Here is a 14,194-nt window from a genome sequence, read left to right on the forward strand (position 1 = left end):
CGAACACGTGTTCGTCTAGGGTGTTGTCCACAACGGGGCCAGCGATCCACAGATCGGGCGCCGCGCCGGGAATTGTCGGTCCCCGCTCGTAGTGTCGGACCCGACAGCAGAACCGAACAGCCCCACAGGCTCCAACCAGCGAGGTGGACTTCATGGCACCAGCAGCACCCGACAAGGACAAGGCGCTCGAGCTTGCCCTTGCGCAGATCGACAAGCAGTACGGCAAGGGCTCCGTCATGCGCCTCGGCGAGGACACCCGTCCGCCCATCGCCGTGATCCCCACCGGTGCGATCGCCCTCGACGTCGCCCTCGGCATCGGCGGGCTGCCCCGTGGCCGGGTCATCGAGATCTACGGCCCGGAATCCTCCGGTAAGACCACCGTCGCCCTGCACGCGGTGGCGAACGCCCAGCGCAACGGCGGTATCGCGGCGTTCATCGACGCCGAGCACGCGCTCGACCCGGAGTACGCCAAGGCGCTCGGCGTGGACACCGACGCGCTGCTCGTCTCCCAGCCGGACACCGGTGAGCAGGCGCTCGAGATCGCGGACATGCTGATCCGCTCCGGCGCGCTGGACATCCTGGTCATCGACTCCGTGGCCGCGCTCGTGCCCCGCGCCGAGATCGAGGGTGAGATGGGCGATTCGCACGTCGGCCTCCAGGCCCGGCTGATGAGCCAGGCGCTGCGGAAGATCACCGGTGCGCTCTCCAACTCCGGCACCACCGCGATCTTCATCAACCAGCTCCGCGAGAAGGTCGGCGTCATGTTCGGCTCCCCGGAGACCACCACCGGTGGTAAGGCGCTGAAGTTCTACGCCTCGGTCCGGCTCGACGTCCGCCGCATCGAAACCCTCAAGGACGGCGGCGAGGCCGTCGGTAACCGCACCCGCGTCAAGGTCGTCAAGAACAAGGTCGCCCCGCCCTTCAAGCAGGCCGAGTTCGACATCCTCTACGGCGTCGGCGTCTCCCGCGAGGGCTCGCTCATCGACATGGGCGTCGACCAGGGCATCGTGCGCAAGTCCGGCGCCTGGTACACCTACGAGGGCGACCAGCTCGGCCAGGGCAAGGAGAACGCCCGCCGGTTCCTGCGGGAGAACCCGGACATCGCCAACGAGATCGAGAAGCGCATCAAGGAGAAGCTCGGCATCGGCCCGCAGCTCGACGCCGAAGCCGAAGCGGTGCCCGCGCCAGTGGACTTCTAGTGAAGGGGGTGGGGTGGAGTGTGCTCGCGGAACGCGCTCGCCCAAGCCCTTCACCAGGTGTCTTTTGGGGGTCGAACCCCCAAACCCCCGCCAGGGGGCAAGCCCCCTGGACCCCCGGTGGTGGTTGCGTTCCGTGGTGACGTCACCGGGTTTGGTGGTGGGTCACCGGGTTATTGAGGTTGGTTCGTAGTGGCAGGAGTGGGAGTTTCGCGTGGGTCGGGTGTCCAAAGTGGATCCTATGGAGCTGGCGCCTGAGGAGCGGCGGAAGAAGGCCAAGGAGATCTGTTTCGATCTCCTGGCCGCCCGTCCCCGGACCCAGGAGGAACTCCGGCAGGCGTTGAAGCGCAAGGGGTTCGACGAGGAGACCAGTGAGACCCTGCTCGGCAAGCTCGATCGGGCGGGGCTGGTCAACGACGCCGAATTCGCCGAGTCGTGGGTGAAGAACCGGCACGCGAACCAGGGCCTGTCCCGCACCGCGCTGATGGCCGAACTCCGGCGCAAGGGCGTCGACGGCGAGATCGCCGCGCAGGCGGCGGAGGGAGTCGACAGGGAAAGCGAGGAGGAACGCGCACGGGAGCTGGTCCGCAAACGGCTCGGCTCACTGGGCAACGTCGACGAGCAGACCGCGATCCGCAGGCTCCTCGGGTTCCTCGCCCGCAAGGGATACCCGCAGGGGCTGGCGTACACGGTGATCCGGGACGAGCTCCGCGAGTACGGCGCGGAGACGAGCATGCTCGACGACGCCGTCCCGGACTGACCGGCCACTTCGCAACCTTCGGGCGGGGCTGAGATGGAGGTGGCTGCCTCGCGGCCATCAGGCCCGGTGCCGGCGAATCGGCCGTGTTCTCAACGATGCCTTGGTGATTTCGCATTTGCTGACAGAGCCTCGCTGACATAAACATTACACGGAACATTGGCCCAAGCCGGAGCGTGACTACGAAATCGTACTGGATTCGTAAGGACGGTTGTTGCGGGGACTGAGGACGGGTGGGCGTAAGTTTTATTCGCAATGAACCGACAGTCGGAAGGCTATCGGCCGGGTTGGTGTGGTTCTCCGCGAGGAAACGAAGGGCGGCCAATTAGCATGGAAGCGCTCGATCTGTAGTTCGGGGAAGGAGCCGGATAGTAGCGAACATGTTAGCGAGATAGGGTACGGGTAGGTGCATGTTCCCTGCTTTTGGAACTTTTTCTCGACTCTACCACGGAACAGATTTTGTAAATTTATGTAGTTGACGGGCGAGTGCGCGATCTGCTCGAGTGCAGAATTTTCGGACAGCTGCACGGTACTGAGCAATATCCAAGTATGTGGCCTCAGCTGAGAAATCCCCATGGGCAATGTTGTTTCTCTTGCTCACTAGTTCATCGATTCGCAGGATTAGGCGACCGCGATGGACGGAACTTCGCGTGATCGCCGAAAAGATGTCATCGATATCCCAAATTTGAAATGCTCGTCGCAGGGATTTCACATTTGGAGTCTTCATCCAGACAAGGAGGCGCCCCGCGTCCAGCTTTCCAATAGGTGCCTTCTCGTCCCAGAGCCAACTTTCTTCCTTGCTGTACTGGGCCAACGACGCAGCACGTCTCTCCCAGTTCATTGCGGCGATATCGTCCATGGCCTGCCGTGCGTGTTGAAGCTTTAGTTTTTCAGGCAGGGTCGTAGCTCTGGCGTTTGAGCAGCATAAGTAGTCGACAGCCTCCTCGTATAGGTCGTATATGTAGCGTTCAAAATGACTCGATAAGAGAACTACCTCAGATCTGCCGATCGCTCGGACAATCTCGGGTCTCCGGAGCCCGCTTCCCTCTTGCGGGGATGGATTCGCTCTCTGTAACGCCTTTATCTCTTCAAGCCCAATCAAGAGACCATGTAGAGCATTGGACGGCATGGCGGTTCCTCTACCCGCGCTTTGAGGGGTAGGGCACCTCACCCAAGGCGCCGAGGTTGACATTAACTCCGGCTCCTCTGAAGGCATCGGCTACATCTTTGATTCGACCATATGTCTTGGCGCGATCTCCAGTTGATCGCCGAATTTTTTCACCAAATCCAGCATCTAAGAACAATGACCCCAAGCTTTCTCGGACACCGACAGAATTCTCGTGGGCCGCCCGCTTGTCGCAGACAGAAAAGACTAGTGATTGAGCCTCAAAGACGGCGCGGTTGATTACTCGTTCAACAGGTTTACCTCGCTTATCGGTAACGCGAAATGCTGTTGGGCCCAAGATGTCGGCAATAACTTCCATCGTCTCTTTAAATATCTTTCGTTGCGCCGAGATCCATTCGTCAACCGGCTCGCGATTATCCTTCATGTACTCGTTTAGGAAGCGCACCAACGGTGTCCTGTATTGGGGGAGGCGATCTCGAAGCGCAAAGAACCGTAAGATCAACTCCTGATCAACCATACGCTTTCGCGCTCTTGGTGTGTGAAGGCACTTGCGAAAGGACGGATCCGTCTCCAGTTCGGTTAGCAGGTTGCCAAACTTGCCTAAGTTTAGGCCGTGTCGAATTTCCTGGGCATTGAGCGCTAGTCCCCCGGTGTTCAGGCGTTCGAAGACTTCAAACTTCATTGCCGAAGACGAGTCGACGCCGATGATAGTCGCTCGCATCATTCGCGTTCGGAGAAATCTTTGCTCCCGAACTGGCAGCTGGTGGAAACGTAGCCCTTTGAATTCATCTTGTATTTTCAAGCCACTCAAAGGGAACTGATTGTCCAGATACCTGACTACTGTGTATACCCGCTGATGTCCATCTACGATTTGGTATGTAGCATCTTCGGTTTCTGCGAAGAATAGGACGGGAATCGGTATGTTCAGCAATAATGATTCGATTAATCTGCTGGCTTTGGCGTTGTCCCAAACATATTCCCGTTGAAACTCAGGAATAACCAGCGTCTTGTCGTCCCATTGCTCCTTTAGGGTGCTAATGGAGAGATCGTAGGCTTGGGTGTGAATTTGGCGATCGGCCGGAGGAAAGTCGTTAGGATCAGAGTTGTCATTCTCGCCGAGATCCAAGTCCTCGTCGGCCATTACACTGCTCCGTTCACTGTGTTGACTTGCTTGCGTCAGTGCCCCACCCTAGTCGCAACGTCGTCGCTCAAGCGGGTGATGTTACGTCGTCGGCGGCATGTTTGGCTGGTTCAGAGGCTGAATTACCGCGCAGAGTCTGGACGTCGTCATGTGTGGCATAGCGGCGCAAGCTCGTTGTCAACATCCCAGCCACGCGGGGTCGGTCGACTCAGCGAGTTCGGCATGGTCTTGCTGCGCGCGGTCGCCTGCCGAAGGCCCGGCAGCCTGGTCACCCGTCCTGTCTCACCGCCTGGCTGTGCTCGGCGCCTTGCTAGGGATGCTAGGGAAGTGTCGGTCGATGACCACGCGGATGTCTCCGGTGACGCAGCCTCTCGCGCGCCTCATCTGACTGTTCTCCGCGAGATGGATCGGTGCGAATTCACGCTCGTCTGCGACGACTGAGCGTCATCTCGGCCGCGCTATCCGATTAACTTGCCAAGCTGCGCAAGGCTGGCGTTGTCGTGACCTGCTGGAGCAGAGACCGACCTTTGACCACCTCACGCCCACGGGGACCTCGCGAAGTAGCTGTGGCGCTGCAAGCCGTGCCAGCGACAGCGTGCGACGCCGTCCTGTCGTATCTCGAACCTGGCTCCAGGCGGCTGCTTAGGGTGGGCATCGGTGAACGCGTTCCACCCGTCACAACCGGTGTTCCTGCAGCCAAAGAAATAGGGCGGATGGCTACGAATTACCTGTCAGGCACGACATGACAAAGCACAGCTCTCCAAGGTCACGAATATGTAACTGAATGAGACTCGGTGCTAGGAGCACGTTAGGCCTGACTTGTCAGTGCGCGCGACCGGGCGTGCCGAGCATCGCACTGGAGCGGGCTTTGCCAGGCCGTTCCGGCAGCGAGGTGAAGTACCCAGCACAGCCGTGACGGCCTACTTACCGAGCCAGCGTGGCCGCCTCGGCGGCGAGCTGCTCCACCGTCGCGAAGTCCTTCTCCGCCAAGGACTTCTTCGGGGTGAGCCACGAGCCGCCGATGCAGCCGACGTTCGGCAGCGCCAGATAGTCCGGCGCGGTCGCGACGGTGATGCCGCCGGTCGGGCAGAACCGCAGTCCGGGCAGCGGGCCGGCGATCGACTTCAGGTACGCGACACCGCCGCTGGCCTCCGCGGGGAAGAACTTCAGCGCGGTCAGCCCGCGTTCGGCCAGGCGCATCGCCTCGGACACCGTGCTCGCCCCGGGCAGGAACGGCAGTCCGGTCGCGAACGCTGCCTCCAGCACCGCGTCGGTGGTGCCCGGGGTGACGAGGAACTTCGCGCCCGCGTCGGCGGCTTCCTTCGCCTGCGCGGGCGAGGTGACCGTGCCCGCGCCGATGACGATCTCCGGCACCTCGGCCGCGACACGTTCGATCGCGGCGAGCGCCACCGGGGTGCGCAGGGTCAGCTCGATCACGCCGATCCCGCCCGCCAGCAGCGCCCGCGCGGTGGGCACGGCGTCCGAGACGTCGTCGATCACCACGACGGGCATCACGGGGGACAGGTCGAGCAGGTCCGCACCGGTGGTCACGTGACCAACCTCCACTTTCGCGTTCTCTGGCGTGCCCAGGACAGGGACGCGCCGCCTATCTTGCCTCGTCGCCGATCCCGGGACGCTACGACGGGACACCGGCGGGCGACGGCATGCCGAAGTGCTCCGGGGTGAGGGGCCCGAACACGCTCGCGCCCTGATCGGCGGGGCCGACGGCGCGGCGCAGCGCACCGAACAGCTCACGGCCGGTGCCGACCCACGACGCCTCCGACGGCGGCGCGTCGACCAGCTCACGCGCCGCGAACTCGTCCTCGGCCACCAGCACGTCCAGCGTTCCCGCGCGGGCGTCGAGCCGGACGACGTCGCCGTCGGCGATGCGGGCGATCGGCCCGCCCGCCGCCGCTTCCGGGGTCACCTGGATCGCCGCCGGGATCTTGCCCGAGGCACCCGACATCCGCCCGTCGGTGAGCAGCGCGACCTGGTACCCGCGATCCATCAGCACCCCGAGCGCCGGAGTGAGCCCGTGCAGTTCCGGCATGCCGTTCGCCCGCGGCCCCTGCTGCCGGATCACGACGACGACGTCACGATCCAGTTCGCCCGCTTCGAACGCCGTCTTGAACGCCGCCTGGTCGGTGAACACCCGCGCCGGGGCCTGCACGATCCGGTGCTCGGGCGCCACCGCGGACACCTTGATCACCGCCCGCCCGAGATTGCCCTCGACCATCCGCAGCCCGCCGTCGGCCGCGAAGGGACGCCACACCGGGCGCAGCACCTCCTCGTCGAGGCTGCGCGTCGGCACGTCGCGCCACACCAGTTCGCCGTCGGAAAGAATCGGCTCCTGCCGGTACCGGTGCAGCCCGAACCCGGCGACGGTGTGCACGTCCTCGTGCAGCAGACCGGCGTCGAGCAGCGTGCCGACGAGGAACTGGATCCCGCCCGCGGCGTGGAAGTGGTTGATGTCCGCGCTGCCGTTCGGATACACCCGCGCCAGCAGCGGTACCACCGCCGACAGCTCGGAGAAATCGTCCCAGGTGAGCTGGATCCCCGCGGCCGCGGCCACCGAGACCAGGTGCAGGGTGTGGTTGGTCGAACCGCCGGTGGCCAGCAGCGCGATCAGGCCGTTGACGAACGCTTTTTCGTCCAGCACCTGGGAAATCGGCGTGTAGGACGCACCGCGCGACAAGGCGACGACGCGGCGTCCGGCCTCTTCGGTAAGCGCTTGCCGGAGCGGCGTGTTCGGCTGCACGAAGCTCGCGCCGGGCAGGTGCAGGCCCATCACCTCGACGACCATCTGGTTCGAGTTCGCGGTGCCGTAGAAGGTGCAGGTGCCCGCCGAGTGGTAGGACGCGGCTTCGGCGTCGAGCAGGTCTTCACGGGTGGCGAGGCCCTCGGCGTAGAGCTGGCGCACGCGGGCCTTTTCCTTGTTGGGCAGCCCGGAGTTCATCGGCCCGGCGGGCACGAGCACCGCCGGGAGATGGCCGAACGACAACGCGCCTGCCAGCAGGCCCGGCACGATCTTGTCGCACACTCCGAGCAGCAGCGCCGCGTCGAACATGTCGTGCGAGAGCGCGATCGCCGTCGCCATCGCGATCACCTCGCGGCTGAACAGCGACAGCTCCATCCCGGCACGGCCCTGGGTGATCCCGTCGCACATCGCGGGCACACCGCCGGCGAACTGGGCGACGCCGCCCGCGCGCCGCACCGACTTCTTCAACCAGGCCGGGTAGTCCTGCAGCGGCTGGTGCGCCGACAGCATGTCGTTGTAGGAGGACACGATCGCCACACCGGGCGCCCGCGCCGCGCGCAATGCCTCCTTGTCGACACCGTCCATCGCGGCGAAGCCGTGCGCGAGGTTGCTGCATGCGAGGCCGCGGCGGACCGGCCCCTCCTGGTGGGCCGCGGCCATCCGGTCGAGATAGGCGGAACGGGTCGTCGCGCTGCGCTCGGCGATGCGCCGGGTGACTTCGGCGACGGTGTCGTTGAGGGGACGGCGGGGAGAGCTCATGTCCGGCTCCGGATCACTGGTGGGGGACGTGGTCCGCGGGACGGCAGCGCTGGCGCCTCTGGGTCGTGACAGTGGCCACAGTACCCCGGGGTGAACGCCGGATCAAAATCGATCCAGAAGAAAGCCTGGCGTGACCCCGATCACGTCCTGTTTGGCTAGTGTGCTACTTGTCACACTGCACAACACGCGGCAGAGTCGGGTGATGGCGAGTTGATCGCCTCCGGCTCTGTCGGCCCACCGAACCCGGGAGGCTACCGATGTCCACCACAGAGCTCGCCGAACTCCGGCGAACGATCGGTCAGTTGCGGCAGTGCGTCGGCGCGCTGCGCTCCCGTTACGGCGACGCTTCGGCGGTGCGCCGCCTGGCCAACGACGTCGAACGGCTCGACATCGACAGCGCGGACCTCGACGGCGCCCAGATCCCCGTGCCCGCGCAGGCGAAACCCGTCGAGCGCGTCCCCGTTCCCGATACGCCTTACGATCCGGCGCTGTGGCACGGCGCCGACGACGAAGGCGTTGGTGGCTACAAGCGCGACCAGCGGTGAGCGCCCCCGCCCGTGACGGCGTCGGTGTCCGCTCGTCCTCGCGCGCCTCGATCGCCGACAAGACGCTGCGCACCGACCGGTGGTGGCTCTCGCCCCTGCTCACCGTGCTGGGGCTGGCCACCTTCATCGTCTACGCGACGGTCCGCGCGTTCGTGCGCACGGCGTACTGGGTGCCGGAGTACCACTACCTGACGCCCTTCTACTCGCCGTGCGTGTCGACGTCGTGTGTCGAGGGGTCGAGCCATTTCGGCCACTGGTTCGGGGAACTGCCGGGCTGGATCCCGCTGGGCTTCCTCGTGCTGCCGTTCCTGCTCGGCTTCCGGCTCACCTGCTACTACTACCGCAAGGCCTACTACCGCTCGGTGTGGTTCTCCCCGCCCGCCTGCGCGGTCGCGGAGCCGCACGCCAAATACACCGGCGAGACGCGGCTGCCGCTGATCATCCAGAACGTGCACCGCTACTTCTTCTACGTCGCGGTGATCGTCTCGCTGGTCAACACCTACGACGCGATCACGGCCTTCCACGGGAAGACCGGCGGTTTCGGCTTCGGCCTCGGCAACATCATCCTGCTCGGCAACGTGATCCTGCTGTGGGCGTACACGCTGTCCTGCCATTCGTGCAGACACGTCACCGGCGGGCGGCTGAAGCACTTCTCCCGGCATCCGGTCCGGTACTGGATGTGGACCCAGGTGACGAAGCTGAACACGCGCCACATGACACTCGCGTGGACGACGCTCGGCACGCTCGTGCTGACCGACTTCTACGTGATGCTCGTGGCGAGCGGCGCGCTCGCCGACCTGCGTTTCGTCAACTGACGCGGAAAAATCCCCAGACAAGACAACGGCGTCCAGTCCCCCGAGGTGGCTCACTTACATGACCGAGGTCGAACGGCACAGCTACGACGTGGTGGTGATCGGTGCCGGTGGCGCCGGTCTGCGCGCGGTGATCGAAGCGCGGGAACGGGGTTTCAGCGTCGCGGTGGTGTGCAAGTCCCTGTTCGGCAAGGCGCACACCGTGATGGCCGAGGGCGGCTGCGCGGCGTCGATGGGCAACGCCAACGAGAACGACAACTGGCAGGTCCACTTCCGCGACACCATGCGCGGCGGGAAGTTCCTCAACAACTGGCGGATGGCCGAGCTGCACGCCAAGGAGGCGCCGGACCGGGTCTGGGAGCTGGAGACCTACGGCGCGCTGTTCGACCGCACCGCGGACGGGCGGATCAGCCAGCGCAACTTCGGCGGGCACACCTATCCGCGGCTGGCACACGTAGGTGACCGCACCGGGCTCGAGCTGATCCGCACGATGCAGCAGAAGATCGTTTCACTGCAACAGGAGGACTTCAAGGAGCACGGTGACTACGAGGCGCGGATCAAGGTCTTCGCCGAATGCACGGTCACCGAGCTGCTGACCGACAACGGCGCGATAGCGGGTGCCTTCGGGTACTGGCGCGAGAGCGGCCGGTTCATCCTGTTCGAGGCGCCCGCCGTGGTGCTCGCGACCGGCGGGATCGGCAAGTCCTTCAAGGTGACGTCGAACTCCTGGGAGTACACCGGTGACGGGCACGCGCTGGCGCTGCGCGCGGGCGCGAAGCTGATCAACATGGAGTTCGTCCAGTTCCACCCGACCGGGATGGTCTGGCCGCCGAGCGTGAAGGGCATCCTCGTCACCGAGGGTGTGCGCGGTGACGGCGGCGTCCTCAAGAACTCCGACGGCAAGCGGTTCATGTTCGAGTACGTGCCCGAGGTCTTCAAGGGGCAGTACGCCGAAAGCGAGGACGAGGCCGACCGCTGGTACACCGATCAGGAGAACAACCGCCGCACCCCGGATCTGCTGCCCCGTGACGAGGTCGCCCGCGCGATCAACTCCGAGGTCAAGGCGGACCGGGGGTCCCCGCACGGCGGTGTGTTCCTCGACATCGCGAGCAGGCTCCCCGCCGAGGAGATCCGTAAGCGGCTGCCATCGATGTACCACCAGTTCAAGGAGCTGGCCGACGTCGACATCACCAAGGAGGCGATGGAGGTCGGGCCGACCTGCCACTACGTGATGGGCGGCATCGAGGTCGACCCGGACACCGCGGGGGCGAGCGTGCCCGGGCTGTTCGCCGCGGGCGAGTGCTCGGGCGGGATGCACGGTTCGAACCGGCTCGGCGGCAACTCGCTGTCGGACCTGCTGGTGTTCGGCCGCCGGGCCGGACTCGGCGCTGCATCCTATGTGGACGGATTGACCACGCGGCCCGCGGTGAAACAGTCCGATGTGGACGCCGCGGCGAAGACGGCGCTGGCGCCGTTCGATCCGCCCGCCTCCGGGCAGGCGGAGAACCCGTACAGCCTGCACACCGAGCTGCAGCAGTCGATGAACGACCTGGTCGGGATCATCCGCAAGGCGGGGGAGATCGAGCAGGCGCTGGCCAAGCTCGCCGAGATCCGCCAGCGCATCGGCCGGGTCACCGTCGAGGGGCACCGGCAGTTCAACCCCGGCTGGCACCTGGCCGTCGACCTGCGGAACATGCTGCTGGTCAGCGAATGCGTCGCGCGGGCCGCGCTGCTGCGCACGGAAAGCCGCGGCGGGCACACCCGCGACGACCATCCGGGCATGGATCCGCAGTGGCGCAACAAACTCCTGGTCTGTTCCGCGAAACCGGGGGAGAACCCGGTGGTACCCGACGTCGACGTCGTCGTGCAGCCGCAGGTGCCGCTGCGCCAGGACCTGCTGGAGCTGTTCGAGTTCGGCGAGCTCGGGAAGTACTACACCGACGAGGAACTCCAGGAGCACCCCGGGAGGCAGGCATGAGCGACGCTTGCGAGCGAATCATGGATATCATGCGCCAAAAGGGATTGGACGCTGTCTCGCGGAGCGAGGCGATCGCATGAGCTACAAGGCGAGCTTCCGGGTCTGGCGTGGTGACGCGGACGGCGGGGAACTGCAGGACTTCACCGTGGAGGTGAACGAGGGCGAGGTCGTGCTCGACATCATCCACCGCCTGCAGGCCACCCAGGCGTCGGATCTCGCGGTGCGCTGGAACTGCAAGGCGGGCAAATGCGGTTCGTGCTCGGCGGAGATCAACGGCAAACCGAGGCTGCTGTGCATGACACGGATGTCGACGTTCACCGAGGACGAGGTGATCACGGTGACGCCGATGCGGACGTTCCCGGTCATCCGGGACCTGGTGACCGACGTGTCGTTCAACTACACCAAGGCCCGCGAGATCCCGTCCTTCACGCCGCCCGCCGACCTGAAGCCGGGCGAGTACCGGATGAAGCAGGTCGACGTCGAGCGCTCGCAGGAGTTCCGCAAGTGCATCGAGTGCTTCCTGTGCCAGAACACCTGCCACGTGGTCCGGGACCACGAGGAGAACAAGGAGGCCTTCGCCGGGCCGCGGTACCTGATGCGGATCGCGGAGCTGGAGATGCACCCGCTGGACGTCGCCGACCGGCGGGACGCGGCGCAGGAGGAGCACGGCCTCGGCTACTGCAACATCACCAAATGCTGCAGTGACGTGTGCCCGGAGGGCATCCACATCACCGACAACGCGCTCATCCCGATGAAGGAACGGGTGGCGGACCGCAAATACGATCCCATCGTGTGGCTGGGCAACAAGCTCTTCCGCCGGGATCGGTGAGGCCGGCGGGAGATCGGCGCCGGATGATGTTGTACTGCATGGGTGTCCGCGCCGAACCCCGCCGACGAACCGCCCGTCGAACCCCGTGATCTCGTCGTCCTGCTGCTGATCCTGACCGTGGTGAGCGGCATCGTCGACGCGGTCAGCTTCCTCGGCCTCGGTGACGTCTTCGTCGCGAACATGACCGGGAACATCGTGTTCTTCGGCTTCGCCGCGGCGGGGCAGGTCGGTCACTCGATCCTGCCCTCGCTCACGGCGATCGCCGCGTTCCTCGCCGGCGCGTTCGCCGGGGGACGGCTTTCGCGGCGGGCACACGGCCGGGCGCTGCTGCGGCGGGCCACGATGCTTCAGGCAGTCCCGGTGACGCTGGCCGTGGTGGTCTCGGCGGTCTTCGGCAGCGCCGGCCGTCCCGCCGCCGAGGTGCTCATCGTGCTGCTCGGGTTCGCCATGGGCCTGCAGAACGCGGCGGCGCGGGACATCGGGCTGGCCGATCTGCAGACGACGGTGTTCACCCGGACCGTGACCGCGCTCGCCGCCGACGCGAAAGTGGCCGGTGGCAAGGGATCCCGGCCCGGCCGGAAGCTCACGGTCATCGGCGCGATCCTGCTCGGCGCCCTCGTCGGCGGGCTGCTCCAGCTGCACGTCGCGACCTGGACCGCGCTCGCACTTGCCCTGACGCTGATCGTGACAGTCTCCGTCGTTCTGCGCGTCCGAGAGGGCAGGACGGCGGATTGAGAGTCAGCCGGGAAGCTGTGCGCCGTCCGGGAAGTCGGTGGACCGGGTCAGCTCGGCCCACTCCTGGATCTCCTTGTCGACGGCGGCGCGACCGTTGGTGATCAGGCGCGGCGCGTCGGAACCGAGCACCAGGTGGGCGGGCGGGTTCGGGACGTCGATGACCTTCAGGACGGCTTCCGCGGCTTTCCGCGGATCGCCGAGCTGGTTACCGCCGGCGGCGAGACGGTGCTCGCGGACGGGGTTCATCACCGCGTCGTAGTCCGGAATGGACCGGTCGGTGCGGATCATCGAGCGGCCGGCCCAGTCGGTGCGGAAGGACCCCGGCGCGACTGCGATGACGTGCACGCCGAAGGGGGCGACCTCACGGTGCCGTGCTCGCGCCACATCCCGATCGACGTCGCCATCGCCGGATACGGACACGAGGTTCCGGCGATCGACAAGGCGTGGCGCACCCTCCGCGGCATCGCCGAGCGTGCCGGAGTTCCCGCCGGGGCCGGGCCACTAGACGCCGCCGCGGTCGCGTCGGCGCTGGTGTGGATGACCGAACGCGTCTTCTACCAGGCCACCGTCACCGGCAGCGCACTGGACGAGGCGGCGGCGACCCTGTACCACGGATGGCAGGCGACCTTCGGCATCCCGCCGGACAAGCCCGCGCGGATCACCTGACAGCACGCCGATCACGTGAGTGACGCGGCGGGGAGGACGACAGTGCCGCCGGTTCAGGCTCGGTGTGCGCTGTAGACGGCGAAAGTCGGCATATCCCTTACGGTCCGCCAGAACTGCTCGCCACGTTCGGCCGCGGCGGCGGGCGGCACGGTCACCGGCTGACGCCGCAGGTCGGTCAGACCCGCCCGGACGAGCGCGGCTTCGACCACGCCCGGCGGCCAGAAGAACGATTCGAAGTCGAACGGCGGATCGGTGTCGACGTGCACGGTGGTACGGGTCCGGCCGTTCGATTCGCCGTGAGCGATGACGTGCAGGCCGTACCGCGCGTACTCCGCGAGGGTTTCCCAGTCGGCTTCGGGATTCGGGAACAGCGCCACGAGTGTCCCGTCGGGGCGCAGGTTCGCGGTCATCCTGGTGATCATGGTGTCGAGCTCCGCTTCGCTCTCCGCGTAGCCGAGCAGCCAGACCGAGGTGACGATGTCGAACGCGCCGATCACCGGCACCGTCAGCGCGTCGTGCACCTCGTACGAGATCCCGAACGGATCACGTTCTTCCAGGCGCTGCGCGTGCGCGATCATCTCCCGCGAGGCGTCGACACCGACCACGCGGTTCGCCCCGGACCGGCGGAACAACCGGGGATAGAACCCTGTCCCGCAGCCGATGTCGAGCACCGACTTCCCAGCGGGATCGGGCACCGCCGCGAGCAGGGTGGCCGTTTCGGCGAGTCCGATGGGGATGCGCTTGACCTCTTCGTAACGCGCGTTGAGGACGTCGTACTGGTCCGGCATCCGGCCGCTCCTCCCGCGTGGGATCCAGCTTCGACGCTAGCGATCCGATCCACGGGGCGACAGGTGCGAGTGGTGGATCGGCCCGTGCGGGCGGTGGAAAACAC

14 protein-coding genes are annotated in these 14,194 nt (G+C 65.9%); 8 read left to right on the plus strand and 6 right to left on the minus strand.

Going from position 1 to position 14,194, the window contains the following annotated elements; genetic code table 11:
- The first annotated feature begins 152 nt into the window (after window positions 1-152).
- A complete protein-coding gene (gene recA / locus ACFWY9_RS30400) occupies window positions 153-1,199 on the plus strand; it encodes a recombinase RecA (RefSeq protein WP_378326474.1) in 1,047 nt (348 codons plus the stop codon).
- A gap of 229 nt (window positions 1,200-1,428) precedes the next feature.
- Window positions 1,429-1,956: a regulatory protein RecX gene (locus tag ACFWY9_RS30405; RefSeq protein ID WP_378326520.1), complete on the plus strand. Its 528-nt coding sequence runs from the start codon at window positions 1,429-1,431 to the stop codon at window positions 1,954-1,956.
- Window positions 1,957-2,395: 439 nt separating this feature from the next.
- Here ACFWY9_RS30405 and ACFWY9_RS30410 read toward each other — a convergent pair whose 3' ends face one another.
- The 4 genes from ACFWY9_RS30410 to edd form a co-directional block, all read right to left on the minus strand.
- Window positions 2,396-3,169, minus strand: coding sequence for an MAE_28990/MAE_18760 family HEPN-like nuclease (locus ACFWY9_RS30410; RefSeq protein WP_378340489.1), 774 nt, complete (start codon window positions 3,167-3,169; stop codon window positions 2,396-2,398).
- On the minus strand, window positions 3,093-4,220 hold the full coding sequence (locus ACFWY9_RS30415) for a DUF262 domain-containing protein (RefSeq protein ID WP_378326472.1): 1,128 nt from the start codon (window positions 4,218-4,220) through the stop codon (window positions 3,093-3,095). The genes ACFWY9_RS30410 and ACFWY9_RS30415 overlap by 77 nt, the downstream gene beginning before the upstream one ends.
- A 924-nt stretch (window positions 4,221-5,144) precedes the next feature.
- A complete protein-coding gene (gene eda, locus ACFWY9_RS30420; RefSeq protein ID WP_378326471.1) occupies window positions 5,145-5,771 on the minus strand; it encodes a bifunctional 4-hydroxy-2-oxoglutarate aldolase/2-dehydro-3-deoxy-phosphogluconate aldolase in 627 nt (208 codons plus the stop codon).
- Between the two features lie 85 nt (window positions 5,772-5,856).
- Complete coding sequence (gene edd, locus ACFWY9_RS30425) at window positions 5,857-7,737, minus strand: phosphogluconate dehydratase (RefSeq protein WP_378326470.1); 1,881 nt, start codon at window positions 7,735-7,737, stop codon at window positions 5,857-5,859.
- 257 nt (window positions 7,738-7,994) lie between these two features.
- On the opposite strand from edd, the gene ACFWY9_RS30430 reads away from it, so the two are divergent.
- The 5 genes from ACFWY9_RS30430 (at window position 7,995) to ACFWY9_RS30450 (ending at window position 12,636) form a co-directional block, all read left to right on the plus strand.
- A complete protein-coding gene (locus ACFWY9_RS30430) occupies window positions 7,995-8,282 on the plus strand; it encodes a hypothetical protein (protein ID WP_378326469.1) in 288 nt (95 codons plus the stop codon).
- The gene (locus tag ACFWY9_RS30435; protein WP_378326468.1) at window positions 8,279-9,097 is read left to right on the plus strand and encodes a hypothetical protein; all 819 of its coding nucleotides are present in this window, start codon (window positions 8,279-8,281) and stop codon (window positions 9,095-9,097) included. Before ACFWY9_RS30430 ends, ACFWY9_RS30435 begins: the two co-directional genes overlap by 4 nt.
- 58 nt (window positions 9,098-9,155) lie before the next feature.
- Complete coding sequence (locus ACFWY9_RS30440; protein ID WP_378326467.1) at window positions 9,156-11,072, plus strand: fumarate reductase/succinate dehydrogenase flavoprotein subunit; 1,917 nt, start codon at window positions 9,156-9,158, stop codon at window positions 11,070-11,072.
- A gap of 76 nt (window positions 11,073-11,148) precedes the next feature.
- On the plus strand, window positions 11,149-11,901 hold the full coding sequence (locus tag ACFWY9_RS30445; protein WP_378326466.1) for a succinate dehydrogenase/fumarate reductase iron-sulfur subunit: 753 nt from the start codon (window positions 11,149-11,151) through the stop codon (window positions 11,899-11,901).
- A 42-nt stretch (window positions 11,902-11,943) separates the two neighbouring features.
- A complete protein-coding gene (locus tag ACFWY9_RS30450) occupies window positions 11,944-12,636 on the plus strand; it encodes a YoaK family protein (protein WP_378326465.1) in 693 nt (230 codons plus the stop codon).
- A gap of 3 nt (window positions 12,637-12,639) precedes the next feature.
- Here the strand turns inward: ACFWY9_RS30450 and ACFWY9_RS30455 are convergent, their stop codons facing one another.
- The gene (locus ACFWY9_RS30455; protein ID WP_378326464.1) at window positions 12,640-12,981 is read right to left on the minus strand and encodes a hypothetical protein; all 342 of its coding nucleotides are present in this window, start codon (window positions 12,979-12,981) and stop codon (window positions 12,640-12,642) included.
- Here ACFWY9_RS30455 and ACFWY9_RS30460 point away from each other — a divergent pair.
- On the plus strand, window positions 12,976-13,302 hold the full coding sequence (locus ACFWY9_RS30460) for a hypothetical protein (protein WP_378326463.1): 327 nt from the start codon (window positions 12,976-12,978) through the stop codon (window positions 13,300-13,302). The genes ACFWY9_RS30455 and ACFWY9_RS30460 overlap by 6 nt on opposite strands.
- 53 nt (window positions 13,303-13,355) lie before the next feature.
- Here ACFWY9_RS30460 and ACFWY9_RS30465 read toward each other — a convergent pair whose 3' ends face one another.
- A complete protein-coding gene (locus ACFWY9_RS30465; RefSeq protein WP_378326462.1) occupies window positions 13,356-14,090 on the minus strand; it encodes a class I SAM-dependent methyltransferase in 735 nt (244 codons plus the stop codon).
- Window positions 14,091-14,194: the final 104 nt, after the last annotated feature.

Origin of the sequence: Amycolatopsis sp. NPDC059027 (assembly GCF_042739735.1) — a bacterium.
GTDB lineage: Bacteria > Actinomycetota > Actinomycetes > Mycobacteriales > Pseudonocardiaceae > Amycolatopsis.

Coding starts and splice junctions, on each gene's coding strand:
- recA (WP_378326474.1), top strand. CDS start 153: ATGGCACCAGCAGCACCCGACAAGGACAAGGCGCTCGAGCTTGCCCTT.
- ACFWY9_RS30410 (WP_378340489.1), bottom strand. CDS start 3,169: ATGCCTTCAGAGGAGCCGGAGTTAATGTCAACCTCGGCGCCTTGGGTG.
- ACFWY9_RS30415 (WP_378326472.1), bottom strand. CDS start 4,220: ATGGCCGACGAGGACTTGGATCTCGGCGAGAATGACAACTCTGATCCT.
- edd (WP_378326470.1), bottom strand. CDS start 7,737: ATGAGCTCTCCCCGCCGTCCCCTCAACGACACCGTCGCCGAAGTCACC.
- ACFWY9_RS30430 (WP_378326469.1), top strand. CDS start 7,995: ATGTCCACCACAGAGCTCGCCGAACTCCGGCGAACGATCGGTCAGTTG.
- ACFWY9_RS30440 (WP_378326467.1), top strand. CDS start 9,156: ATGACCGAGGTCGAACGGCACAGCTACGACGTGGTGGTGATCGGTGCC.
- ACFWY9_RS30445 (WP_378326466.1), top strand. CDS start 11,149: ATGAGCTACAAGGCGAGCTTCCGGGTCTGGCGTGGTGACGCGGACGGC.
- ACFWY9_RS30465 (WP_378326462.1), bottom strand. CDS start 14,090: ATGCCGGACCAGTACGACGTCCTCAACGCGCGTTACGAAGAGGTCAAG.